General features: G+C 65.7%; 21 protein-coding genes. 15 read left to right on the top strand and 6 right to left on the bottom strand.

The features are described from left to right. The first annotated feature begins 335 nt into the window (after positions 1–335). The 3 genes from BJL86_RS11800 (at position 336) to BJL86_RS11790 (ending at position 3,207) form a co-directional block, all read left to right on the top strand. Positions 336–881, top strand: coding sequence for a hypothetical protein (locus tag BJL86_RS11800; RefSeq protein WP_067475930.1), 546 nt, complete (start codon positions 336–338; stop codon positions 879–881). A 104-nt stretch (positions 882–985) separates the two neighbouring features. Continuing rightward, entirely contained in the window at positions 986–1,894 is a 909-nt protein-coding gene (gene truA / locus BJL86_RS11795) for a tRNA pseudouridine(38-40) synthase TruA (protein WP_067475933.1), read from the top strand. Between the two features lie 227 nt (positions 1,895–2,121). After that, positions 2,122–3,207, top strand: coding sequence for a DUF695 domain-containing protein (locus tag BJL86_RS11790; RefSeq protein WP_156515358.1), 1,086 nt, complete (start codon positions 2,122–2,124; stop codon positions 3,205–3,207). Between the two features lie 13 nt (positions 3,208–3,220). Here the strand turns inward: BJL86_RS11790 and BJL86_RS11785 are convergent, their stop codons facing one another. Then, positions 3,221–4,465, bottom strand: a complete 1,245-nt coding sequence (locus BJL86_RS11785) for a hypothetical protein (RefSeq protein WP_075844991.1) — start codon at positions 4,463–4,465, stop codon at positions 3,221–3,223. Positions 4,466–4,750: 285 nt separating this feature from the next. On the opposite strand from BJL86_RS11785, the gene eccB reads away from it, so the two are divergent. After that, on the top strand, positions 4,751–6,169 hold the full coding sequence (eccB, locus tag BJL86_RS11780; protein WP_067475941.1) for a type VII secretion protein EccB: 1,419 nt from the start codon (positions 4,751–4,753) through the stop codon (positions 6,167–6,169). On the opposite strand, the gene mycP is transcribed toward eccB, so the two are convergent. Next, the gene (gene mycP, locus BJL86_RS11775) at positions 6,125–7,510 is read right to left on the bottom strand and encodes a type VII secretion-associated serine protease mycosin (protein ID WP_197487611.1); all 1,386 of its coding nucleotides are present in this window, start codon (positions 7,508–7,510) and stop codon (positions 6,125–6,127) included. The two genes, eccB and mycP, sit on opposite strands and share 45 nt — an antisense overlap. Positions 7,511–7,514: 4 nt before the next feature. Then, complete coding sequence (eccD, locus tag BJL86_RS11770; protein WP_067475946.1) at positions 7,515–9,047, bottom strand: type VII secretion integral membrane protein EccD; 1,533 nt, start codon at positions 9,045–9,047, stop codon at positions 7,515–7,517. Positions 9,048–9,258: 211 nt separating this feature from the next. Between eccD and eccCb the strand changes: the two genes are divergently transcribed. The 4 genes from eccCb (at position 9,259) to BJL86_RS11750 (ending at position 14,937) form a co-directional block, all read left to right on the top strand. Continuing rightward, the gene (gene eccCb / locus BJL86_RS11765; protein WP_067475950.1) at positions 9,259–13,299 is read left to right on the top strand and encodes a type VII secretion protein EccCb; all 4,041 of its coding nucleotides are present in this window, start codon (positions 9,259–9,261) and stop codon (positions 13,297–13,299) included. A gap of 192 nt (positions 13,300–13,491) precedes the next feature. After that, a complete protein-coding gene (locus BJL86_RS11760; protein ID WP_067475952.1) occupies positions 13,492–14,175 on the top strand; it encodes a hypothetical protein in 684 nt (227 codons plus the stop codon). A gap of 109 nt (positions 14,176–14,284) precedes the next feature. Further along, positions 14,285–14,632, top strand: coding sequence for a WXG100 family type VII secretion target (locus BJL86_RS11755; protein WP_067475955.1), 348 nt, complete (start codon positions 14,285–14,287; stop codon positions 14,630–14,632). Positions 14,633–14,652: 20 nt separating this feature from the next. Then, positions 14,653–14,937 (top strand): WXG100 family type VII secretion target, encoded by a 285-nt coding sequence (locus BJL86_RS11750; RefSeq protein ID WP_067475958.1) that lies wholly within the window; start codon positions 14,653–14,655, stop codon positions 14,935–14,937. Positions 14,938–14,940: 3 nt separating this feature from the next. Here BJL86_RS11750 and BJL86_RS11745 read toward each other — a convergent pair whose 3' ends face one another. Both BJL86_RS11745 and BJL86_RS11740 read right to left on the bottom strand, forming a co-directional pair. After that, on the bottom strand, positions 14,941–15,384 hold the full coding sequence (locus BJL86_RS11745) for a hypothetical protein (RefSeq protein ID WP_156515360.1): 444 nt from the start codon (positions 15,382–15,384) through the stop codon (positions 14,941–14,943). 51 nt (positions 15,385–15,435) lie between these two features. Continuing rightward, positions 15,436–16,266 carry an HpcH/HpaI aldolase/citrate lyase family protein gene (locus tag BJL86_RS11740; RefSeq protein ID WP_067475963.1) on the bottom strand — a complete coding sequence of 277 codons (831 nt, stop codon included), beginning with the start codon at positions 16,264–16,266 and terminating at the stop codon, positions 15,436–15,438. A gap of 118 nt (positions 16,267–16,384) precedes the next feature. On the opposite strand from BJL86_RS11740, the gene cobF reads away from it, so the two are divergent. Continuing rightward, positions 16,385–17,143, top strand: coding sequence for a precorrin-6A synthase (deacetylating) (cobF, locus tag BJL86_RS11735; RefSeq protein WP_067475966.1), 759 nt, complete (start codon positions 16,385–16,387; stop codon positions 17,141–17,143). A gap of 2 nt (positions 17,144–17,145) precedes the next feature. Here the strand turns inward: cobF and BJL86_RS11730 are convergent, their stop codons facing one another. Beyond that, complete coding sequence (locus BJL86_RS11730; protein ID WP_067475969.1) at positions 17,146–18,060, bottom strand: LysR family transcriptional regulator; 915 nt, start codon at positions 18,058–18,060, stop codon at positions 17,146–17,148. Between the two features lie 188 nt (positions 18,061–18,248). On the opposite strand from BJL86_RS11730, the gene BJL86_RS11725 reads away from it, so the two are divergent. The 6 genes from BJL86_RS11725 to pcaC all read left to right on the top strand — a co-directional run bounded on the left by BJL86_RS11725 (position 18,249) and on the right by pcaC (position 23,667). Further along, entirely contained in the window at positions 18,249–19,517 is a 1,269-nt protein-coding gene (locus BJL86_RS11725) for an MFS transporter (protein WP_067475999.1), read from the top strand. After that, the gene (locus BJL86_RS11720) at positions 19,510–20,697 is read left to right on the top strand and encodes a 4-hydroxybenzoate 3-monooxygenase (protein ID WP_067475973.1); all 1,188 of its coding nucleotides are present in this window, start codon (positions 19,510–19,512) and stop codon (positions 20,695–20,697) included. The genes BJL86_RS11725 and BJL86_RS11720 overlap by 8 nt, the downstream gene beginning before the upstream one ends. Beyond that, positions 20,694–21,488: a protocatechuate 3,4-dioxygenase subunit beta gene (gene pcaH, locus BJL86_RS11715; RefSeq protein WP_067475977.1), complete on the top strand. Its 795-nt coding sequence runs from the start codon at positions 20,694–20,696 to the stop codon at positions 21,486–21,488. The genes BJL86_RS11720 and pcaH overlap by 4 nt, the downstream gene beginning before the upstream one ends. A 12-nt stretch (positions 21,489–21,500) precedes the next feature. Then, on the top strand, positions 21,501–22,097 hold the full coding sequence (pcaG, locus tag BJL86_RS11710) for a protocatechuate 3,4-dioxygenase subunit alpha (RefSeq protein ID WP_067475979.1): 597 nt from the start codon (positions 21,501–21,503) through the stop codon (positions 22,095–22,097). Between the two features lies 1 nt (position 22,098). Then, on the top strand, positions 22,099–23,190 hold the full coding sequence (locus BJL86_RS11705) for a lyase family protein (RefSeq protein ID WP_075844987.1): 1,092 nt from the start codon (positions 22,099–22,101) through the stop codon (positions 23,188–23,190). 69 nt (positions 23,191–23,259) lie between these two features. Further along, on the top strand, positions 23,260–23,667 hold the full coding sequence (pcaC, locus tag BJL86_RS11700; RefSeq protein ID WP_067472778.1) for a 4-carboxymuconolactone decarboxylase: 408 nt from the start codon (positions 23,260–23,262) through the stop codon (positions 23,665–23,667). Positions 23,668–23,709 lie beyond the last annotated feature (42 nt).

The following is a 23,709-nucleotide window of genomic DNA, read 5'->3' as shown; positions in this document are numbered from 1 at the left end:
GGCCGGTGTCGGTCCGCCGCGGTGGGAGCTACTCCCCTTCCTTAACGGCCATCGTGCCCACCGCTTACTCGGTGTGTCTACGGACGCCCGGATGTTTGAGACGCCACAAAAGCTGATCAGAAGCCTCATGAACTGCGTGTTCGTCGTTCCAACTAAAAGTTACCGAAGCCTAACGAAAGGTCACGATCCGGCAATGTCGCCGCCGGCGCCCTGGGTGAAGCCTTAGAATCGGCTTTACGCGGAGCGCGCCGTGTGACTGAATATGGGCGCCCTGCGGGGAGCACGACTCGACTAACGCGCCGGCCCACCGGTCGGTGCCGAACGGAAGGCACCTCATGCGCCGAGAAAAGATAGCCGCCACCTGCGCCGCCGGATTGCTCGCCCTCGGGTTGTTCACCGTGCCCGCCTCCGCCCAGCCGCTCGACAGCGGATCACTCGGGCAGGGGACAGGTTCGGCCGCCCCCGCGATGGGGTCGTCGGATCCCAAGGTCGGATCGACCGATTTCCGCGTCGCCGACCTGCCGGAGATTCCGGCGCTGCCGCAGCTGCCGCAACTGCCCGACTACGAGAACATGGATCCGATGATGGTGCCGGTGCCGGCCGGCTCGGTCGCCGCGGACCTGCCCGTGCTTCCCCTGCCGTTCATCTGGGAGGGCACCCCGGCCCCCGAGAGAATTACCTCCCCGCGCGAGAACGAGCCCGTGATCGGCTCGATCGGCTGCCTGCCGGGCAACCGCGGTTGCGATCCGCAGGTGCTCGACAAGGAGATCGAACGGTGCGCTACCGCCGACGAGTACGACATCGATCAGCGCGGTAAGACCTGGTTCGCCGATGGCACGACGGGGTGGACCGAGCGCTGCGCCGCCGAATACTTCGGCTAACAGCACCGATTCGGCTCGGTTCGAGGCATGGGCGGGCGGTCTCGCGCGCCCATGCCTCGCAGCACGTTCGCCTATGACGGCGGTGGTGTAAGTTTTCCCATGTCATGACTACTAGCGACGATTCTGGGGCGGCCCGTGGGGCCGAACCCGACAGCCGGATCCGCCTGGACATCGCCTACGACGGCACCGATTTCTCGGGCTGGGCGCGCCAGCCGAACCAGCGCACCGTGTGCGGGGTCATCGAGGAGAAGCTCGGGCTTGTGCTGCGTGAGCCGGTGCAGCTCACAGTCGCGGGACGCACCGACGCCGGGGTGCACGCTCGCGGGCAGGTCGCGCATTTCGATCTCGCCGCGAAAAGCCTCGACCAGCGCAGCATCGACGGCAATCCGGCGAACCTCGTCCGCCGCCTCGCGCGGCTCCTCCCGCAGGACGTGCGGGTGAAATCCGCGACGTGGGCGCCTGCGGATTTCGACGCGAGATTTTCGGCACTGCGCCGTCACTACGAATATCGGTTGAGCACGCACTCGTGGGGCGTGGACCCCGTGCGCGTGCGAGATACTGCTGCGTGGGCCCGCGACGCGGACCTCGACGTCGTCAACGACGCCTCGGCCGGCCTCGTCGGGCTCAACGATTTCGCGGCGTTCTGCCGCTACCGGGAGGGCGCGACCACGGTGCGTTCGCTCGAACACTTCTCGTGGCGCATCGACGACGACGGCGTGTGGATCGGCTCGGTGACGGCCGACGCGTTCTGCTGGTCGATGGTGCGCTCGCTCGTCGGCGCCGTGATGTCGGTCGGGGAGGGGCGACGCTCCCACGAGTGGCTCGTCGCGTTGCTGTCGGAGCGAACGCGGGCGAGCTCGGTTCCGGTTGCGCCGGCGTGCGGCCTGTCGCTCGTCGGCGTGGACTATCCAGACGCCGATTCCCTCGCCGAGCGCAACCGCCAGACCCGCGAAGTGCGCGGTCCCATCGCGCCCGATCCGGGCCCGCGACACACGCGCGACACCGATTCTTAGGAACATGGATAACATGCCGCTTCACCTGCGCGGATAGGTGTTCAATCTGGGCTTATGTGGGGTGTGTGCGCGGCGCGGTCGTGGCGAAATCCCTATGGTGGAATCGACAGGGCCTATCGGCCCGGCGCACTCATCGCCCCGGCGGTGGGATCGCGTCGATTCGGATGACAAGCTCCGTGCGCCGAGGAGCCACGTGCAGACGAAAATCGTGAGGGGTGAGCGCGATCATGGAACAGTCGAACCGAAATACTCCACGCGCCCAGCCGCTCACCTCCGACGTCGGACGGCGCATCCCCCTCCCGTCGGACGGGGTGCGCCCCAGCGCCGGCATCGACGCCTTCTGGAAGTGGTGGGACCTCGGCGGCGGACGCCGACTGAGCAAGGCCATCGACCGCAACCGGCGGCACGAGGTCGAGCACGCACTCAATTCTCTCCTCGCGGACATCGACTCGCGGCTGTCCTGGGAGATCGCGCCGACGATCGCCGGGCTGCGCCGGCTCACCGTCACCGCCAACGGCCATCCCGAGCTGCGCTGCCTCGCGCGCCGATGGCTGCTCGCGGCGCCGAAGGCCGATCCGTATTGGCGCTTCGCCGATCTTCTCGGCCCCCTCGATGCGACGACGCTCAAGTTCCGCGGGCTCGACGTCGATATCGAGGACACGTGGGTGCGGCTGTTCCCGTCGGAGACGACATTCCGCGCGGCGGTCTCGCATCCGTTGATGAGCGTCCTCGAGGCCCCCGAACGCACCGAACTGGCGAGGGTGCTGCTCGACGCGGCGTGCGGCGAGGCTGCGGTGGAGAACTGGATCGCGCAGGTCACGGCGACCGAGGTGGTCTCCGAGGATGCGGTGGACCTGAAGGGTGTGGCCACGGCGCTCGTGGAGCTGTCGATAGACAACCTGTCGGCGGACCTCGAGCCCGCGTGGCGAGTCCTTCAGGGCACCCACGACGGCAAGCCGATGGTCGCGATGGCGCGGGTGCCGCTGGTCCCGCTCATCCGCCCCGAATGCGACCAGCACGTCCAGATCGACGTGCCGTTCTCGGACGATTCCGAGGGCGGGTTCCCCGGCCCCGAATCGCTGCCGCAGCTGCGCGCGTTCGAGGACGGCCTTATCGATCTGGTGGCGCTGCACGGCGAGTGCGTGGCCGCGGAGACAATGCCCGGGGTTCGGCGCATGCACTTCTACACCGACTCGCTCACCGAAGCGACTCAGCAACTGGTTGACGCCGCGGCGACGTGGCCGCAGGGCGACGCGATCGCGGTCGCCGAAATGGACCCAGCCTGGCGGGCCGTCGCGCATCTGCGGGCGTGAGCGCTCCGGGGCCCTAGACGGTAAGCGTCGCGAACGGTTTCGGCGCCAATCGCCCTTCTGCCAAACAAGCGATTTCCGCAGCGGTCTCCACCGCCTGAACCGTGACTCTTCTTGGACGATCGTCGGATAGCTCCCCGCGAGTATGAATGGTGAACCAGCCCGAGACGCGCCCGTCCACGAGGAGGTCCGCGTCCCGGAATTCTCGTCGTGCGAACTTTCGTTCGATGTCCTCGATATCCCCGGTGAGCACTCTGCAGATCGTGGGGCTTCCTGCGCGAGCAGTCAGATGACGTGGAACCTCGACCTCCGAGTCCCAATATACGACGTCGCAAAGTTGAACTAGCTCTTCCGGCAGCGAAGAAGGTTGCCCGTTAGCGAGCGCAGAGTCGATGGTGAACTGCGAGTAGACCACGTCGATTCCCGCCGCAACCGTGAGGCCGTGCCACCGATCTGGGTTGTCCGCCACCGCGACCGCTCGCTGCCCCAGCGCGGCCGAACGTAAGATGAGGAATTCGAGCGACTGGAAACGGCCGGCGAGCACGACGGTGCGGAGATGTGGGCCGCAGAGGTCTATGCAGACCGCGAGATCGTTTTCGTCCGCGCCGACGATGGGGCCCGCGCCCTGCTCGGGCGGCGCGTACGACGTCATCGAATCGAGGGGGCGTGCCTGAGTGAGAGCACCATCCGCCATGATGAGCGAGAATCCCCCGCCGGGTTCGCGCCGGCAACTCAATAGCATGCGCTGTTCACCAGGCGCGTCACGCCACATTCGGACGAGGTCCGCGTGGTCGTGCACAGGAATCGTGCTCGTGGAGAAGCCACGGTGGGCGAGCAGCCCCTGCACGCGCGCTCGCACGGTACCCGCTGCCTGTGTCGCGGTACCGCCAGGCGCGGTGAGCTCGGCGGTATCGATATGCAGCTCGAGAATGTGCCACATCCTGCCGACGATTCGTAGCGGACCGAGAAGTTCCTTGTAGGCGTGTTCTGCCGGATGCCCCGGGTACTGGTGCATGGGAAACGAGCACAGATTCCAGGCGATAAGGGATCGGTGTCCGACGAAGTCCGATTCCACGACCGAGCGCAGCGCCTCCGCATCGAAGGTGCGGCCGGGTTCGTCGCTTGATACGGCGACTCCTTCCGGTCTGGACCCGGCGAACCGAGACAGCTGGGCTCGAGAACACCGCACCTCCAGCTGGGCGACCACGACCGAGGACCCGGGACCGCCGACCGGCTGCGTACGGCCTTCGAGTAGATTCATGTCCGCAGTCGGACCCCCTCGAGCTCGCGCGCGGACAAGGATAAAAATCGCGAGCCCTATCGCCCAGACCGCCAGGCACACAAACGCCCATGGGGCGGGCAAGAAGAAGGCGGCCACGAGCACCAGGACCGCGAGGAACGCCGCCGCGCAATCGACATATCGGGACAAAGCGCGGGACCTCCTTCTTTCGCCGGGGGCGGTGAATGTAGCGCACCCAAGAACTGCGCTGCGCCGAGTAGATTACCGAGGTGATCCCCGCTCGTGGGGGCGCTACTTGGAGGTGTCATGCCGCTGGATCCGACTTCGTCCGAGCAGGTGGACGGGCACAAGTTCATCCTTTCCCGTGCACGCACGGCGCTCGTCGGTGGGGACATGACCTCGCGTTCGGACAGGCTCGGCGTCCACGTGCGTGCGGCAGTGGCGGGAGGAGCGATCTGCGCGGTGCTGCTCGCCGGCGCCGCGTTGTTGGCGTTTATCCGGCCCGCGCCGAACCTCGACGGCAAGGATGCGCTGCAGTCCAAGGACACGGGTTCGCTATTCGTGCGGGTCGATGACCGATTCCATCCCGTTCCCGATCTGGCCTCGGCGCGCCTCGTGCTCGGGTCCCCGGTCTCGCCGGAGCGTGTTCCCGAGAAGACAATTGCCGAAGCCCCGCGCGGTCCGGCGCTCGGCATTCCCGGCGGCCCGGCGATTCTTCCCGCAACCTCAGGCAGGGCGCTGACCTGGTCGGCCTGCGATGGCGAGATTCCGCGCAGAGGCGAAAATGTGACGGCGATCGTCGCCGCGCCAGACGAGCCCACGGATTCGTGGTCTCCTCAAGAGGGGATCGTCGTCAACCGCGGGGGACAGGGGTGGCTCGTCGCCGATGGCCGACGGACACGGATCGACCTCGGCGACCGCGTCCTCATGGACGTGTTCGGATTGAGCTCCTGGCCGCAACACACACTTTCCGACGCGGTACTGGACCTCCTTCCCGAAGGGCCACCGCTCGGGCGCATCGAGGTTCCGGGCGCCGGCGAGCCCGCACCCCGAGGCCCCGCGGGATTCGTCGTCGGCGAGGTGTTCACCGTCGAGGCAGCAACCGAGACCGAGCACTATGTGGTCGTTTCCGAAGGCGTGCAGAAAATTCCGGCGCTGGTGGCCGATCTACTCCGTGCAGAGGGGCCGAGCGCTCGGTCTCCTCACAACCGTGTCGTCGCTCCGGCGAACCTCTCCGCCCCGAAGGTCGAGACGCTCGACTTGGCTGGATTGCCCCGGGCCTTGCCCCAGCGCGCCGACGTCGACGGCGCCATCGTGTGCTCGTGGTGGGTGGCCGACGATGTCGACGGTCCGGTGCGGTCGGGGCTGTTTTCCGCCCGGCAGCTGTCCGAAATCAGCGGTCGGCCGACGACGTATCTGGCAGGCGCCGATGCCGGCGGCACGCGAATCGACGCGGTGTCTCTCCCTGCGGGAGGTGTCGTGGCCAGACCTGTGTCGATCGCCGCAACCGGCACGGCGAGCCCCGGACTCGCGCTCATCACCGATGGAGGTGTACGTCATTCCGTTCCAGACACCGAGTCCGCAGAGGCTCTCGGTCTGGATCCCGGACCGATCGTCGTACCGAGCCCATTGCTGCAGAGGTTGGTGGAGGGACCGGAGATGCGAAGAGGGAACGCGCTCCTAGCGGTGGATTCTCGCGGAGTCACCGCGGGGCCGAATCGCTGAGGGTCGCCTCACCGAGGCGAGGACGAGAGCACCGCCGAGCGTCATGCACAGCACGGTCGCCGCGAGGGCTGCCATGGTGACGCCGACCGCGCGCTGGCCCTTGTCATCGGGAGCGCCGTCGTCGATGGAGACGGGCACCGGGTCAGCCACTGCTTGGCGAAACAATCCTGACGGCGCCGTCAACGCAGCAACGGGGTCGATGATTCCCGCGCCGATGCGCCAGTCGTCACCGTGCCCGCCTCCGGTAGCGGTGCGAGTGATCCTCTCGTAGATCTGCGGCGCCGTAAGCGCCGGAAACCTCTCGCGAAGAAGCGCGGCAAGTCCTGCCACCAAGGGAGCCGAAAAACTAGAGCCCTCGATGGGCATCGCATCGTTTTCGGTGACGACGGCGGTGGCGAGGTCGGGGACGAGTCCGGATTCCCCGACAGCGGCGACGGAAAGCGAGGCGAGCCCCTCCCCGGGCGCGGCGACATCGACCCACGGACCTGGGAGGGAAAACTCCGACGGGAGCCCGTCCATCGTCACTGATCCCACCGTGAGCACGAGGTCGTCGTACCAGGCCGGCGAAGCGACCGTGACGACGGAATCCATCGGGTCGATTGCGGTCCCGTCGTTCGGGGGAGGAGACGGGGGATTAGAGTTCGCGCAGGCCCCGTCGACGTTTCCCGCAGCAGCGACGATGACGATGTCTCGTTCGAGCACGGCGTCGTGTACGGCGGCGGAAAGTGCCGAATCATCGAGCACCGTGGACTTCGGAACGCAGGCGACCTCGGAAATATTGATCACGCTTGCGCCGCTGTCGGCTGCGGCATCGATTGCCCGGGCAAGCGACGTCACGCTTCCCGACCCGTTGGTTATGGCCTCTCCGGGAGTGTCCTGGGATTGAGGCGGGGATGAGAACTTGCCACTGGAATGGCGAATCGAGACGATCTCCGCGTTCGGGGCGACGCCGGCAAACCCGTCGGCGTGTTCGGATGCAGCGATCAGCCCCGCGATCAACGTTCCGTGCGCGTCGCAATCCTGCAGCCCATCGGAATCGCCGACATGGTCCCCTCCTCCGCGCAGCCTGGGAAGTCGCGGGTGCGGAGCGACGCCGGTGTCGATGACCGCGATCGATGTGCCAAGCCCTGTGGCGAAGCGCCACGCTTGGCGCACTCCCAGGTAGTCGAGGTGTTCGCCAGGGAACACGTCCGAACCCGGATGTAGCCACGTCGCGGAACACGGCTGAGTTTGTGAACTCCCGGACGCTTCTTCGGGGTCAGCGCCGGCCGGGGCTACGACATGCGCGGGGCCCAAGGAGATCAGCGCGAGGATGCCGACCGTGGCCGTGGCCGACGCCACGCGGTTACCCACGAACGGCCTGGACGATGCCGGCGGCGCATAGCGCCAGCGGAATGATCGCGCACGTGAGCAGTACGTCGAGAACGTCTACCGCTCGACGGGCGGTTGGTGAGAACTCTCTGGCTGGAACCCACCAGCCGACGGCCACGACGATGGCCGCCACCGCAATGCACAGGACAGCGAAAACCGACAGCCACACGAGCGTTTCCGCGTTCCAGAACGCGGTGGATGCGGCGGAAAGGATAGTGACGGTGCCCGACGTCATACACACGATTCCGCACGCACGCGAGGGGACCGTGCGCACGCGAAGAAACAGCCACAACGCGAGTACGAGAGACCAAGCGAGTTCCCACCGACTGGTATCGGATCCGAGGACTGCGACAGCGGCTCCGCCCGCTACACAAATAGAGGAAAGGACGGTGAGGGCGAGGAGGAGCCGCGAGGCGCGGGCGGAAAAATGGTGGACCTCGGCCATGTCGAGAGGGTCGCCTGCCGACATCGAATCGATCGTCGCGCCGGGGAGCGGTAGTGCGGAGAATGCCACCGCCAGGGACGGGGAAAAGAGGTGGAAGCCCCACCCGATAGTGGCAATCCCGATGCCGACCTGCTCCGGACTGAATTCCGCCCAACGCACGAGAATGGCCCCCAGGAGCACGAACGCCGCGAGAACGGCGACGGTAATGAAGGCAGCGCGGTCCAGATGCGGGTTGCCCCTACGGTCGGCGCGTTCGGGTTCGGGATCCACGCGGTTCAATACCGAAGCCGCCGCACCCAGAGTGCCCAGGAGCAGAGATGCGCTCGCGCCGGAGAGAACATGAAGTGCGCCCGGACTTCCTGGGACGAGCGTCGCCGCGGCGAGAAAGACGAACCCGCCCGCAAAGCCGATTCCGACGAACGCGGTGCCGGCTCCGGCGCCGTTGGAGCGAAAGATAACCGTGAACGCAAGGGTGGACACCGCCACGACCACGGCCACCGCGGCTGTTGCCTCGGTCGGACCACGGAGGAGGCTTACGACGAGAACCGCGGCGAGAAGCGTGGCGATCGCTCCCGCGAGGAGGAGGGATGCACGCCTCGAATCCTCTGGCCGCCACACACCAGCAGAGGTGTGGGCAGACAACGCGGCGAGAGAGTCGTCCCATAGCGGCGAGGGAGTGGCTGTCGGTGGTGCTGCGAGTACCAGCGGGTCGCCGTCGCCGATGCCGGCCTCGGCAAGGGTGTGATCGCCGGGGATCACCTCGCCCCCGAGCTTGGACAACTCCCAGGCACCGTGCGGACCCGGCCCGCAGAGCTCGTCGACGAGTGAAGCTTCGACGTCAGAGGGCTCGGCACGAGCGCGCTCGAAAAAGATATCCGCAGTACCGCCCAACAGGGAGGAGACCGGTGCGTGCGCGGGAAGGGTGAGGTCGACGCAATGCCGTCCGCACACCACCGAGACGCGGCGGGCGTGCCTCGGTTCGACACCGTAGGCCACAGGCGCTGCGGGATCACCTTCAGAAGAATCGTCCGTCGACGTCTCGGCAAAGGGTGAGGCAACCATCGAACTCCTCTTTCATTCCGGGCCAATGCGGCAGCCGTGTCGGAAAAGTAGCGCACCCCACCTGGTGGCGGCCTGTCTTAGCATCCTCAACGGAAGAGGATTCGAGACGACGCTCGCGACATTGGCTTCGCCTCGATATTCAACATCGACGCCGCACAGCTGTGGGGGCGCTACATCGCCGCAGGCGACCGAGTGGGAAGTTCGACTGACGATGACGATCGCCGAGGCGGCCGAGAAAGCAACGCCGAGTACGACCGAAAAGATCGGTCAGGGCGGCGGGTTGCCATTCGTGCTGCAGGCACCTCCACAGCTGGCTCGCCCGATCCCGCAGGCGATGATCGTCCGTCTGATGCCGGTGATGATGCTGCTGGCCACTGGCGGAATCATCGTCGTGATGGTGACCTCGGGTGCAGGGCGCAATCCGATGATGTTCATGTTTCCGGCGATGATGGCGATGTCGACCATTGCGATGCTCGTCGGCAACTGGCAGGGCGGTAGCCGCAAGTTGGAAATGTCGGAAAAGCGTAGAGACTATCTTCGTTACCTGGACTTGACCCGCCGCGACCTCATCGACGCAGCGGACGATCAACGTAAGGCGCTCCTTCGTAGACATCCGCACCCCGGGGAGCTTCTTGCCTCGATAGGCGGCGAAATGGGTTCGCACCGCGAAGGCGAGACAGTGCCGGACGAGCAGATTTCGGTGCGGCTCGGAGTCGGTACGGTGGTGCTGGATCGCCCGCTTGTCGCGCCCGAAACGGGGCCGGTAGAGGATTTGGAGCCGGTATCGGTGGCCGCTCTTCGCCGCCTTGTGCGGGCTCATTCGTTTGTTCGCCACGCGCCCGTAGCCGTGGAGATTCCCAGCTATCAGGTGGTGAGCGTTTTCGGCGAGCCCGCTCGAGTTCGCGGGATGCTGCGGGCAATGCTCGGTCAGCTGGCGGTGGGGTATAGCGAACGGCGGATTCGGATCGCTGTGGTGGCGGGTAGCAAGGAAGCGGCGAGCGAATGGGACTGTCTCAAGTGGTTGCCCCATCACTGGGACGGCGAATTTCTCGACGCCTCCGGGCCAGCGAGGCTGCACGAGGAGTCTCTGGAACGACTCGAGCTCCTGGTCGGCTCGCAGCCAACGAGCGCGGAACCCCATCTACTGATCATCTGCGACGACGCCGGCAGGGGCGATGCCACCTGGCTATCTCCCACGCTTCCGCTTGAACACGTCACGTTCGTCGAGGTATGCGCGTCGCCATCGACGCGGTTGCGACGCCTTGCCGAGAGGGACGGACTTGCTCTCCATCTCGATTCGAGCGGGGGACAGAATCTTGTGTATGCCAACCAGGTGGTCGAAGGGGACGAGCTCTTTCGCGCCGACCAGCTCTCTGTAGCGGAGAGTGTGGCACTGTTTGCGAAAGTGCTCCGTGGGCGATCCAGCCCAGCGGGACGTCTCGCAAGCAATCGGAGTCTAGGTGCTGGCCCCAATGGTCGACCAGGACGAAGCGGTGGTTCGGCGTCGCGGCCATTCGCCGAATTTGTCGGCGGGGACGGTGAAGGGCCGATCGCTGCAATCCTTGCAGGACGAGCCACTTCACCGGATGCGCTGATCGAGCCGTGGCCATACCGCTCGGGCACAGAGAAATTGCGGGCTGCCGTGGGAGTCGACGGGGCAGGCGCGCCCGTGTTTCTCGATTTGAAGGAATCGGCGCATGGCGGACACGGGCCGCATGGCCTGTGCATCGGCGCAACGGGATCGGGAAAGTCGGAGTTCCTCCGGTCCTTGGTGCTCGGGCTGGTCGCGACGCACAGTCCGGAACAGCTCAATCTCGTTCTCGTCGACTTCAAAGGCGGCGCGACGTTCACCGGCATGGATCGAATGCACCATGTAGCTGCGTCGATTACGAACCTCGCGGATGAACAGTTCCTCGTCGACCGCATGCGGGAGGCGCTCGAAGGAGAGCTCGTCCGTCGTCAGGAACTATTGCGTTTGTACCAGGTGGCAAAAGTGGACGACTACGAGGCTGCGCGGCGGGCCGACCCAGGGTTTACCGGACCGCCGCTTCCTGCGCTCGTGCTCGTGGTCGACGAGTTCTCCGAACTGCTCACGGCACGACCCGACTTCGTCGACCTGTTCGTCCAGCTCGGAAGACTCGGGCGAAGCCTGCACATCCACCTTCTTTTGGCCTCGCAACGATTGGAAGAGGGGCGACTTCGTGGACTGGAGAGTCACCTGTCGTATCGAATAGCGCTGAAGACGTTCTCTGCGGCCGAATCGCGCGTGGTGCTGGGAAACTCAGATGCGTATAACCTGCCGGCCACCCCCGGCGCAGGTTATCTCAAGACCGATGCGGGGTCGGCCCAACGGTTTGATTCATTTTTCGTGTCGGAATCCAATCGGCAATGCGGTGTGGCGGCTCCACGCGCGCTGTCTTTCGTGTCGGCGGTGCCTCAAATCGTGGCCTTTTCCGCCGGATATACCCAGGCCGCGCCTATCCCTCTCGACCCTTCCGCGTCGCGCGAACCGGAAGAGTTGCCACCACGAGCAAGCGACTGGGAGCTGCTCAATGAGGGCCTCGCCGGTGTCGGGATCAAGGCGCACGAAATCTGGCTTCCCCCGCTGGAATCACGGATCGGAGTCGGCCGATTCGGCGGCGTAGAGCACGTGACCGCGTCAGGGGAGAACAGCGCGTTCCCCGCCGTCCCGTGGGCCGTCATGGACCTGCCATTCCAACAGCGGCAAAGCATTTTCGAGATCGACTTCTCAAGCGCCGGGAGTTCGTCGCTAGTGGTCGGTGCCCCGAGAAGCGGAAAGTCGTTCGCGCTTCTCGCATTGGCGATGTCGGCAGCTCTCCGCGTGCGACCGAGCCATGTGCATATCTATGGTCTCGATTTCGGCGGTGGGGTGATCTCAGCGCTGGAGCGGCTACCTCACACAGCAGGAATTGCGCGCAAAGGCGAGCGGGACAAACAACGACGAATAGTGAGGAGCATCGAGGCCGAGATCACTAGGCGTGAAGAGACATTTCGTACACGAGGACTCACTTCTATCGGGCAGTGTCGCACGCGATCCTGCGACGATTTCGAGGCGTTCGCCGAGATCATAATGCTAATCGACGGCTGGGGTGCTGCCCGCTCCGAGATTCCCGACCTTGATGACACGATCGGCCACATCGCCGTACAAGGACTCGCGGTAGGGGTCCATGTTGTCGTCGCCGCAACTCGGTGGATGGACGTGCGACCCATCGTTCGTGATTCCTTGTCGACACGAATCGAACTACGCATCGTTGACCCGGCGGATTCCATGTTCGGCCGCCGAGCGGCGCAAGTGATTCCTCCCGAGTACCCAGGTCGAGGAATGGTCGGCACCGGCCAGCTCATTCAGATTCTGGCCCCCGAACACACTCTGCGGCGCGAGGGCGCCGAGGACGTGCCCGACGAAGCGTTCGATGTTGCCGGCGAGCTTGACGGCATCTCCGGTGCATGGGCGACTGCTCGTCCAGGGGAGCGAGCACCCCAGATTCGTTTGCTTCCCGAAAAGGTGCACTTTGCCGATTTGTCCGGCATTCTCGCCACGGCGCGGTCTCGGGCGAGCGACAACTCGACATTGCCACTCCCTGTCGGAATCGAGGAAGAAAACCTCGCGCCCGCATACATCGATCTCGTCGCCACGCCGCTTGTCCTCGCATTCGGAAACGCAGGAAGTGGCAAGAGCACGCTCGTCGACGTCATGGTGACAGCCGCGATGGCGAGTGCCTCCGACAGCGACATTCGAATTCTTCTGGTCGATTACCGGCGGAAGCTGCGCAACATCGTGAGCGACTCCTATTTGGCTGGAATCGCGAGTACCGAAGAGGAACTCTCCCCGATGATCGATCACCTCACAAGCGTCCTCAAGGAGCGTTCGGCAGCCAGCGCCTCCGAGCCTCAGCCACGCCCACGCGTCATCGTGTTCGTAGACGACATGGACCTCGTGGTCGGGTCGGCAGGAAACCCTCTGGCGCCACTGGTTCCTTTGCTCGCGCATGCCGCGGAGATCGGCTTCGCGCTTGTCCTCACACGTCGAGTATCCGGCGCCGCACGCTCGGCATTCGATCCTGTGATGCAGAGGATGAAGGATCTCGGCGCCGCAGGAATCGTCATGGACGGAACAAAGGACGAAGGCAAACTCGTCGGAGAGCTCGTTGCAAGGCCGCTCCCACCCGGTCGCGCGCAGTTCTATACCAGGGACACCGGCACCACCATGTGGCAGCTCGCCATCAAATAATGCAGAACCACTAGGACGACTGTGCTCCAAGCAGACCCTCATGCCGCCATCGATATCTCATGCGGCCACCTCATTCCCGCGACCCCGCAGGGCGTCGTGGGCATGCGCCCCGCCGTCATCTTGTCATCCGACCCGAGACTTTCGCAGACAGGAGTCGAACGCCCGTCGCACCGAGTCTTGTGCAGCCCCGAGGTGGACGACATCGCAAGGGAAGAACCCGATGCTGTCATCACCGAGCCGTGGGCTCTGGTCGATTGCGCACAGTCCCGTATCGATGGCGTGGCGATCGACTTCGAAGAAATAGCGGGCGCCACGCTTCTCCGGGCACGCCGATGGCTGGAAACTCAAGATGGAGTGTCTGCTCGGAGAGCGCACCTGATCATCCCAACAAGTTGGGGGAACGTACGGATCGCTCGAGCATTGAGTGCGGCTACGTATGCGAGTATCGAGGCGATACCGGTAAGAGCGGCGCTACTGCTTTCCGACGCGCTGAACAGTTCGTTCGCAAAGTGGAATTACACGGTGGAGCTGAGCAACAAAGGCGCAACGGTATCTCTCATCCAGCGTCAACAGCGGACTCTGACAATTATTTCCACACGCGTCGTTCTCCGGGTCGATCCGGATGACGACCGCATCGACGGTTTTCCCTCACGCGTGGCGAACAGCATCCTCGGACTACGCGACGGGCACCGGCCGGCTCACAAGGGATCACAAGAAGTGCTCGTGTGCGGGCAGGGCGCGCGAGAGATCGTCGCGGAATGCGATGCACGCCGCCTCCTGAGCTTCCCCGTGCCGGCGCAGGCAATTGCCGAAACCGCCGTCAGGCTTCCATTGCCTTCGAAAACCGACACGCGCCAGAAAAACGATGCGATGTGAAAACTCGGGAACCGATGGACGTGCCTCGAACGTCGCTATAGGTGAACGGCATGAATACCAATACTTACTCACCACGCTTCCGATGCGTGTGATGTGAAAGGACCTCTCGATGACGGAACAATCTCCCGGAGGAAGTGGAGCGCTCAAGGCCGATAGTCCGGTGCTCCAGACGGCCGCAGGCCATGTCGACTCCACGAATCAAGCGATCGGCGGCCAACTGACGTACGTCCGCGGAATCGTCGACCAGCTTGCGGGCGCGAGCTGGCAAGGCTCCGCCGCGACCGCCTTTGCGCGAGTGATGACGGACTGGGACGGGGCAGTGGCACGACTGAACGGCGCACTTGCAGGCATTGCCGACCAGTTGCGAGTGAACTCCACGAATTACGACGCCGAGGAAGATGCCAACACCGCAGCCATCAATCGAGTCGGCGCCGCAGGCCCGCTCCACATCTCCTAAAAGAATTGAAGGGACTCTCCATGGGAACGATCAGCTACAACCACGGGAACATCGCCGCAGGGGTGGCGCAGATCAACACGTCGGTCGGCAATCTCAACGGCACGCTCGACCAGCTTCGCGCCTATCTCCAGCCGCTGGTAGCCACGTGGGAGGGCGAATCGGCGATCGCTTACCACGCTCTCCAGCAGCAGTGGGACACCGCGGCAGCCGAGCTCACGTCTATGCTCGGGTCAGTCGCCGTAGCCACGGGGCAAGCCAACGACGGCATGAGCAGCATGGACCGCAAACTCGCGGCCGGTTGGTAGGTATTAGCGCGGGCCGTACTGGTACGGATCGTCGACACTGGACATCGTCGCGGCGGACGTCGTCGCCATCGACGGATTAGCGCGCGCGAGATCCGCCAGCTCGGCGCTCCGTGCCTTGGCTCGTCTCCAGCCGTGGACGCGTTCTTCATAGGGAGCCTGATCGCCGACTTTCACCCACGCGACGACCGGTATCGCACCGATCAGGCGAAGGGCGACCGCAAAAGGGAACACTATCCATTGCAGCAATGATTCCAGCAGGAAGAACGGGGTGATCAAGAGCGCCGGAATCATGAATGGGAACGTCACGATAAACAGCACCGCACTGATGATCGACGATATCGGGCCATCGCCTACGGTCGTGCCCCAGTCAGGTGCCCAATCCCATGCGCGCGATGTCAGCGACCTCGTCCTGCTCTTCCACGGAAGCCAGCGGCGACCGGACTTCACCCTCTGATTGTGCCGGGGCGAGGAACTCGCAGACACGACGGAAACGGAGACCTAGTCGGTCGCGGCGAAGGCGTGCGCGAGACGGGAGATCTTCTGGGCACGGGCGAGGCGCGGAAGATCGGAACCGTCCTTCGCGCGCTCGCCACCCTGGCCGAGCTCCTCGATGACCGACTCTGCCCAGGACACATCGGCGGCCGAAGGGGAGAGGACCTCGTTGATGTACGGGGCCTGGTCGACGCGGAGGCACAGCTTGCCGGTCATGCCCATCTCGACCGCGTGCTCGGCGGCCTCGCGCAGCACGGCGACCTCGTTGGAGATCGTCGGACCGTCGATCGGCGGGGCAACGCGTGCCACGCGCGAGGACACAACGAACTGCGACCGCGTGTACGCGAGCGCGAGAGGGGAGGAGCCGATGCCGGTATCGCGGCGGTAATCACCGATACCGAACGCGAGACGAACGACCGGCTTGGTCTTGGCGATGTGCGTCGCCGCGGCCAGGCCATCGGCCGACTCAACAAGCGCCACGATCGGCGTGCCCTCGCGCAGGCGTGCCGCCGTGAGCGAGACGTGCTCGGAATTCTCGGTCTTCGCGAGCATGACGCCCTGGAGATTCGGGAGATTGCCGAGCATCTCGAGATCCTTCTCCCACTCGGGAGAACGCACATCGTTGATGCGGATCCACGCCTTGCCGCCGTCCTTGAGCCAGTCCCGCACGTGCTCGCGCGCCGTGACCTTCTCGGCCGCCGGCACCCCGTCCTCTACATCGAGGAGAACAACATCCATTTCGGAAGCTACCGCGGCATCGAAATGCGCGGGCTTATTGGCGGGCAGCAGCAGCCAGGAGCGTGCTATCGCGGGCGAAATGGTGTGAATCGGGGACATAGGCCTACCGGAAACCTTCCAGCAATCATTATCAGGAAATCTAAACCGTATACACGATACCGCGCCGATCCCCGGCCCTGCGCATTTGGCACCTTAGCGGGCTAGATACGCTGGGGCGATGCGCACAATCGTCGCCATCGGGATCGGCACCGGAAACCCCGCACACCTCACTACGCAGGCCATCGACGCCATGCGTTCGCTCGATATCGTGCTCCTTCTCGACAAGGGGACCGACACCGACGACATGCGCGCCCTCCGCACGAACATGCTCGCCGAACACCGCGGCGGTGACCTACCCGAAATCGTGACGATCGAGGACACCCCACGCGATCCGGAGCTCGCCAAGCGCGACTACCGGGCGGCGGTCGCCGAATGGCACGAGCGCCGGGCGAACAAGATCTCCGACGTCATCCGCGAAAAACTGGATGACGGCGGGGTCGCCGGCTTCCTCGTGTGGGGAGACCCCTCGCTGTACGACTCGACGCTGCGCATGCTCGAACGGGTCCGCGAGACCGGCCAGGTTTTCGAGGTGCGGTCGATCCCGGGGATCGCCGCGCCGATGGCGCTGTGCGCCGCGTTCGCGATCCCGGCGAACCGGGTGGGCGAGCCGATCCACATCACGACGGGAAGGAAGCTGCCCGGCACGGCGCCGGAGCTGCTGCGGAACTGCTTCGTCATGCTCGACGGCGAATGCGCGTTCCGGGACGTCGCGAGCGAGGACACCGAGATCTATTGGGGCGCCTACCTGGGGGATGCCCGGGAAATCCTCATCCACGGACGCGTCGGGGACGTCGGCGCGGAGATCGCCGAGGCGCGCGAGCGGGCGCGGGCCGAGCACGGGTGGATCATGGACACCTACCTGCTGCGGGCGCCCTAGGCTTATTCCGCGCCGTCGGTGGCTGGATACGCCGACTGCAGCGTGTCCGTGGCGACATCGAAAAGCCACTGCTGGGACGGTGAACGCGAATGCGGTTGGCGCGCGTAGAGCGCGACCTCTACCTCCTCCATCGGCCACGGCGAATCCACCCAGCGCAGCGGGTGTGAGGCGGCGAAGGACTCGGCGATGAACAACGGGACGATTGCCACCGCGTCCGAATCGGCGAGTAGATAAGGCAGCGCGGTGAAGCGGGGGACGACGGCGTCGAGTCGGACCTTGCGCGCCTGTTGGCGGTCGAAGGGGCTGCTGTGGCCGGTGACGCCGCGGACGGCGATGTGCCGCTCGCCGTCGAGGGCGGCGGCGGAGATCTCGGCGCCGATGCGTGGATGGTTTTCCGCGAGAACGACGACGTAGCGCTCGGTGAACATCACCTCCCGCTGCACGTTTCGCGAAGTGTAGACGGCGCTGGAGATAAATGCGTCGATCTCGCCGCGGATGAGCTGATCCTCGACCTGGTCGATATCGAGGGGCAGCACCTCCAGGGAGAGGTGCGCGCCGGAGCGGCGAAGCGCGTGCGCGAGGTGCGGGAGTGTGGAGACCTCGCCTGCGTCGGACAGCGCGATGCGGAACGTCGCGGGCTCGGCGTCCGGCACGAACGGCGCCGAAAGCCGGAACGCCGCGTCGATCCGGTTGAGAGCCTCGACGAAGTTCGGATAGGCGCGGCGCGCAGCCATCGTCGGGGCGACACCGCCGGGGGCCCGGAGGAACAGCTCGTCGTTCATCGTGCGCCGCAGACGGTTGAGCGAATGAGTGACGGTCGGCTGGGTAATGCCGAGGATATCGGCCGCGGCGGTCACCGAACCCGAGTCGTACACAGCGACAAAGGTCCGCACCAGATTGAGATCGGTCGACGCCATGACGTCACTATAGATTCTGTCTATGGGACTTGCGAAAAGTATTGATTAGACGTATGTGATGGTCACCACTAACGTCCTGTGGTGTGGGTCTCAGTAGCGCCGAGATGCGCTGTTCGAGCACAGTTACGCGGCCATTTCGTGGGCCGCGGGCACCATCGTTTCGATCTTCCGTCCGAGGAGTAATGCTCATGCCACAAGCCTCCACCGCGAGCACATCGCGTGCGCCGCGATCTGCATGGCCCGCGTTGATCTGCTGGTTCGCCGTGTTCCTCGACGGGTTCGACCTCGTTGCGCTCGGCGCCGTGATCCCCGATCTTCTCGACGGGGAGGTTCTTGGTTTCACCAGCAGCTCGGTGACCACCGTGTCGACGATGTCGCTGGTCGGCGTGGCTCTGGGCGCCTCGCTCGTCGGCGTCATCGTCGCCAGAATCGGTCGGCGCAAGCTCCTCGTCGCGGCGACCGCGCTGTTCTCGCTGTTCACGCTCCTCACCGCGTTCGCGCCCTCGGTTGAGCTGTTCGGCGTCTACCGCTTCATCGCCGGCATCGGCCTCGGCGCGTGCCTACCCTCGGCGCTCGTCATCATCTCCGAGCACATGCCCGCCGAGAAGCGTTCCCGCGCGAACACCTACACGATGACCGGCTATCACGTCGGCGCCGTCGCCGCTTCGCTCGTCGCGCTGAGCTTCTCCCCGAATTGGCACATCCCGTTCCTCATCGGCGGAATTCTCGGACTCGTCGCGGTTCCGCTCATGTGGTTCAAACTCGAGGACGACACGGTGCATGCGCCCGCCCCGGTCGCAGTCGACGAGGCGGACCAGACGCCGGAGCGCAAGGAGTCGATTCTCAGCGGACGGTGGCGCGCGATCACCATCGCGGTGTGGGTCGGCAGCTTTATGGGGCTGCTACTCGTCTACGGACTCAACACGTGGCTGCCACAGCTCATGCGCGTTGCCGGGTACGACGTGTCCGACTCCATCGTCATGTTGTTCGTGCTCAACGTCGGCGCGGTTACCGGCCTCGTGCTTGCGGGGCAGGTCGCGGACCGGGCGGGCATCCGCCGCACCGCGCGGCTGTGGTTCGCGATGGGCACGATCTTCCTGGCTCTACTTTCGTTGCAGGTGCCCAGTGCGTGGCTGCTCAACGCGATGATCTTCATCACCGGCGTCTTCGTGTTCAGCTCGCAGGTGCTCATTTACGCCTACATCAACACGACCTATCCGGATTCTGCCCGCCCGACCGCGATGGGCATGGCCGCCTCGGTCGGACGCTTCGGCGCGATAGTCGGGCCGCTGGTCACCGGCGCCCTCGTCACCGCCGGAATCGCCTACCCGTGGGGCTTTTATTTCTTCGCCGCTATCGGGCTCCTCGGCCTCCTGGCCGTGTGGATCGTGCCGAACGAGCGCAGGGTGCGCGCCGAGATCGAGGAGGAGAACGACAGGAGGACCATCAATGCGTGAGCGCACGACCATTGGCATCGTCGGCGGCGGACCCTCCGGCCTCATGCTGTCCCATCTCCTGCACCGCGAGGGCATCGAGCACATCGTGGTCGAGGCGCGCCCGCGCGAGGAAATCGAGAACACCCACCGCGCCGGCATCCTCGAACAGGGCTCTGCGGACATGCTCACAGACGGCGTCAGCGACAGGGTGCTTCATGACGGCGCACGCCACGATGGAATCGACATCCGTATCAACGGCGAGTCCCATCACGTCGATTTCCAGGGGCTCGTCGGCGCCTCGACGTTCCTGTATCCACAAACCGACGTGTTCATCGACCTCGCAGACAAGGCTGTCGAGGACGGACGCGACGTCCGTTTCGGACTCGGCCCCGTGGACGTCGACGACCTGACGGGCTCGCCGCTCATCTCGTATGTCGATCCGGAAAGCGGCGAGCGCATCGAAATCGAGTGCGAGCTGCTCGTCGGTACGGACGGCTCTCGCAGCACGTGCCGCCGCTCGATCCCCGAGGGGGAGCGCCGCGCGTTCTACCGCGAGTACCCGTTCGCGTGGTTCGGCATCATGGCCGAGACACCGCCGAGCCACGACGAGCTGATCTACGCCCGTAGTGAAGCCGGATTCGCGCTCATCAGCCAGCGCACCCCGAAGTTGCAGCGCCTCTACTTCCAGTGTGACCCGGGCACCGACCCGAACGCCTGGACGGACGAGGATATCTGGGCGACGTTCAGGGAACGCGTCAACTTCGGCGGCTTCGAGCTCAATGAGGGACCGATCGTGCACAAGAGCGTGCTCGGCTTCCGCAGCTTCGTGTCCGAGCCGATGCGGTGGGGCAACCTCCTGCTCGCCGGCGACGCCGCACACACGGTGCCGCCGACGGGCGCGAAGGGGCTCAACCTCGCGCTTCAAGACGTGCGCATCCTCGCCGAATCGCTCGCGGAGTGGCATTCCGCCCGTTCCGACTCCGCGCTGACCGCCTACAGCGAACGGTGCCTGCGCCGCGTGTGGAAGGCACAAAACTTCTCCTACTGGATGACGTCGATGCTCCACGCCAACCCCGAGGCCTCGGAATTCGATCAGCGCCGCTCCGTCGCCGAGCTACGCACGGTCGTCGAATCCGAACACGGAAAAGCCTGGCTCGCCGAAAGCTACACCGGCTGGCCGAACGAAAGGACACACTCATGAGCGCTCCCGCGCACACCACACAGCCCGGACCGGACGACGCGGCCGACACCCAGGCCGAGATCTCGCGGCAGATCGCCGACATCGAGTCCGAGTACCTCGACAGTCGCGAGTCCACCGGCCACGAGCTGTCCTCGCGTCTGGACTATCCGCCCTACCGCAGCTCTCTTCTGCGCCACCCGACCCGCGCGTTCGCGAAGGTCGACCCGGAGGCGATCGAGCTCACGTCCCCGGCATTCGGACACCGCGACGTCAGCCCCCTCGAAGCGGACCTGACGATCCAGCACGCCGGCGAGCCGCTCGGCGAGCGCATCACCATCGCCGGACGTGTCGTCGACGGCGACGGGCGTCCCGTGCGCAACCAGCTCGTGGAGATCTGGCAGGCGAACTCGGCAGGGCGCTACGTGCACAAGCGCGACCAGCACCCCGCCCCGCTCGACCCGAACTTCACCGGCGCCGGCCGTTGCCTCACCGACGAAAACGGCAACTACCGCTTCCACACGATCAAGCCCGGCCCGTACCCGTGGAAGAATCACGCGAACGCCTGGCGCCCGGCGCACGTACATTTCTCGCTGTTCGGCACCGATTTCACCCAGCGCATGGTCACCCAGATGTACTTCCCCGGCGACCCGCTGTTCTCCCTCGATCCGATCTACCAGTCGATCGTCGACCCGAAGTCCCGTGAGCGCCTCATCGCCACCTACGACCATGACCTCACCACCCCGGAATGGTCGACCGGATACCGCTGGGACATCGTGCTCACCGGCGCGCGCCGCACCTGGACCGAGGCGTAGAAAGGACATCACATGCCGAAACTTCTTCCCACCCCAGCCCAGACGGTCGGACCGTTCTTCCACTACGCGCTGCCCTATGAGCGCGGCAACGAGCTCGCCCTCCCGGGAGCCGCGGAAACCGTCGTACTCCACGGGACTGTGTATGACGGCGCCGGCGCTCCGGTACCGGACGCGCTGATCGAGCTGTGGCAGGCCGACGAGAACGGCGAGGCGCCAAGCCCGGCAGGCGCCCTTCAGCGCGATGGCATCACCTTCGCCGGATACGGCCGCTGCGCCACCGATGCCGAGGGCCGCTACAGCTTCTTCACCCGCACCCCGGGCGCGATGGACGGCCAGCAGGTCCCGTTCTTCTCGCTGTGCGTGTTCGCGCGTGGGCTGCTCGACCGCGTATTCACGCGCGCCTATCTCGACCCCGCGGGAGTCGAAAAGGACCTCGCGGACGTTCCCGCCGAGCGGAGAAGCACGCTCGCCGTCATCCGCGAACAAGAGGCGCCCGGACGCGAGCGCTTCCGTTTCGATATTCGCCTCCAGGGCTCCGACGAGACTGTGTTCCTGGAATTCTCGCCCGCCACGGCGAGCCCGAGCGACGTTCTCGAGGCGCAGAACTGACATGGCAGACCACGGATTCCTGTCTCCCGGATTCGCCCGCGCGGACGGGCTCGACGACGGCTGCTTCGCCACGGCAATGGTTGACGTCGAGCTCGCCTGGGCCACAGCGACGGGCGCGGACGCGGCGCGCCTGGGCCGGCTGCGCGACGCGGCCGCGACGATCGACCCGTCCGAGATCGCCGGTGGGCTGGAGGCCGGCGGGAATGCGTTGATCCCGCTTCTCGCGCAGTGGCGTCGCCACCTCGACGACGCCGACGCCCGCGCGCTGCACACGGGGCTCACCAGCCAGGACGTCATCGATACCGCGCTGATTCTGCTCACCCGCACTGCGTTCGCCGCGGCGCGCACGGACCTCTCTGCTGCCGCCGGCTCCCTCGACGGGCTGGCACGGGAATTCGCGCAGGCACCCGCCGCGGCCCACACTCTCGGGCAGGCCGCCGAAGGGACGACGCTCGGGCTGCGGTTCGCCCAGTGGGCCGAGGGGCTACGGCGCGCCGCCGACGCGCTCGGTGTCGCCGAACTGCCGTTGGCGTTCGGGGGAGCGGCAGGCACCGCCCGCACGCAGAGCGCCGAGGAGGTTGCTCGGTGGGGCGCGGAGCTCGGGCTCACAGTGCCCGAATTGCCGTGGCACACGTCGCGCTGGCCGGTGTTGCGTATCGGCTCGGCCGCCGGCGAGGCGATAGCAGCGCTCGGCAAGATCGGCGGCGACGTCATCACCGCCTCGCGCACCGAGATCGCCGAGCTCGCCGAACCGACCGGCGGCACCTCGAGTGCGATGCCGCACAAGCAGAACCCGGTCCGCTCGATCCTGCTCAGGCGCAGCGCGATCGCGGCGCCGGGGCTCACCTCGACCCTCTCCGTCGCTGCCGGGCTCGCCGAGGACGAACGCCCCGCCGGAGCCTGGCACGCCGAGTGGGAGGCATGGCGCACGCTGCTGCGCCACCTGCGCAGTGCCGCGAGTATCGGCGCCGAACTCGGCGCGGGCCTCGTCGTCGATACCGATCGCGCCGCCGCCCACTCGGAAGGGCTAACGCAGCCCGACCGGGCGCGCATCGCAGGGCTCATGGACCGCGACGACAACACCCGGCGATGACGTCGGACCCCGCCTCCGCCGAGCGCGGCGGAGCACTTCTCCACCCGTAAACTCCGAAAGAACAGCGACATGACCGAATTCGACAGCACCGTCGGCCGCGCCGACCGCACCAACGAGCAAGCACGCGCGGAAGGGATGCGTGTGCGCCGCGAGGTGCTCTCCGATGCCCACGTCGACCGCGCCGAAGCGAACACGACCGAGTTCACCGCCGATTTCCAGGACCTCATCAGCCGCTATGCGTGGGGCGAGATCTGGAGCCGGCCGGGGCTCGACAGGCGTATGCGCAGCGCGGTGACACTCACCGCGATGATCGCGGGTGGGTACTGGGAAGAGTTCGAAATGCACGTGCGCGCCGCGGTCCGAAACGGACTCACTAACGATGAGATCAAGGAGATCGTGCTGCAGTCGGCGATCTACTGCAGCGTCCCCGCAGCCAATTCCGCCTTCAAGATCGCCGCCAAGGTCCTCGGTGATTAATTAGCTCGACAAATTTGGGGGACTTCCCCCATAGGAAATTGT

This window comes from Dietzia timorensis, assembly GCF_001659785.1.
Classification (GTDB): Bacteria; Actinomycetota; Actinomycetes; order Mycobacteriales; family Mycobacteriaceae; genus Dietzia; species Dietzia timorensis.
This window is presented reverse-complemented; position numbering and strand designations above follow the sequence as displayed.

What these genes read in the sequence shown, in the direction of transcription:
- pcaC (WP_067472778.1), top strand. Translation starts at nt 23,260, where the DNA reads ATGACCGAATTCGACAGCACCGTCGGCCGCGCCGACCGCACCAACGAG.
- BJL86_RS11725 (WP_067475999.1), top strand. Translation starts at nt 18,249, where the DNA reads ATGCCACAAGCCTCCACCGCGAGCACATCGCGTGCGCCGCGATCTGCA.
- cobF (WP_067475966.1), top strand. Translation starts at nt 16,385, where the DNA reads ATGCGCACAATCGTCGCCATCGGGATCGGCACCGGAAACCCCGCACAC.
- eccD (WP_067475946.1), bottom strand. Translation starts at nt 9,047, where the DNA reads ATGGTTGCCTCACCCTTTGCCGAGACGTCGACGGACGATTCTTCTGAA.
- pcaH (WP_067475977.1), top strand. Translation starts at nt 20,694, where the DNA reads ATGAGCGCTCCCGCGCACACCACACAGCCCGGACCGGACGACGCGGCC.
- BJL86_RS11720 (WP_067475973.1), top strand. Translation starts at nt 19,510, where the DNA reads ATGCGTGAGCGCACGACCATTGGCATCGTCGGCGGCGGACCCTCCGGC.
- eccCb (WP_067475950.1), top strand. Translation starts at nt 9,259, where the DNA reads ATGACGATCGCCGAGGCGGCCGAGAAAGCAACGCCGAGTACGACCGAA.
- BJL86_RS11785 (WP_075844991.1), bottom strand. Translation starts at nt 4,465, where the DNA reads ATGAATCTACTCGAAGGCCGTACGCAGCCGGTCGGCGGTCCCGGGTCC.
- BJL86_RS11800 (WP_067475930.1), top strand. Translation starts at nt 336, where the DNA reads ATGCGCCGAGAAAAGATAGCCGCCACCTGCGCCGCCGGATTGCTCGCC.
- BJL86_RS11750 (WP_067475958.1), top strand. Translation starts at nt 14,653, where the DNA reads ATGGGAACGATCAGCTACAACCACGGGAACATCGCCGCAGGGGTGGCG.
- BJL86_RS11740 (WP_067475963.1), bottom strand. Translation starts at nt 16,266, where the DNA reads ATGTCCCCGATTCACACCATTTCGCCCGCGATAGCACGCTCCTGGCTG.
- BJL86_RS11730 (WP_067475969.1), bottom strand. Translation starts at nt 18,060, where the DNA reads ATGGCGTCGACCGATCTCAATCTGGTGCGGACCTTTGTCGCTGTGTAC.
- BJL86_RS11790 (WP_156515358.1), top strand. Translation starts at nt 2,122, where the DNA reads ATGGAACAGTCGAACCGAAATACTCCACGCGCCCAGCCGCTCACCTCC.
- eccB (WP_067475941.1), top strand. Translation starts at nt 4,751, where the DNA reads ATGCCGCTGGATCCGACTTCGTCCGAGCAGGTGGACGGGCACAAGTTC.
- truA (WP_067475933.1), top strand. Translation starts at nt 986, where the DNA reads ATGACTACTAGCGACGATTCTGGGGCGGCCCGTGGGGCCGAACCCGAC.
- BJL86_RS11755 (WP_067475955.1), top strand. Translation starts at nt 14,285, where the DNA reads ATGACGGAACAATCTCCCGGAGGAAGTGGAGCGCTCAAGGCCGATAGT.
- pcaG (WP_067475979.1), top strand. Translation starts at nt 21,501, where the DNA reads ATGCCGAAACTTCTTCCCACCCCAGCCCAGACGGTCGGACCGTTCTTC.
- BJL86_RS11705 (WP_075844987.1), top strand. Translation starts at nt 22,099, where the DNA reads ATGGCAGACCACGGATTCCTGTCTCCCGGATTCGCCCGCGCGGACGGG.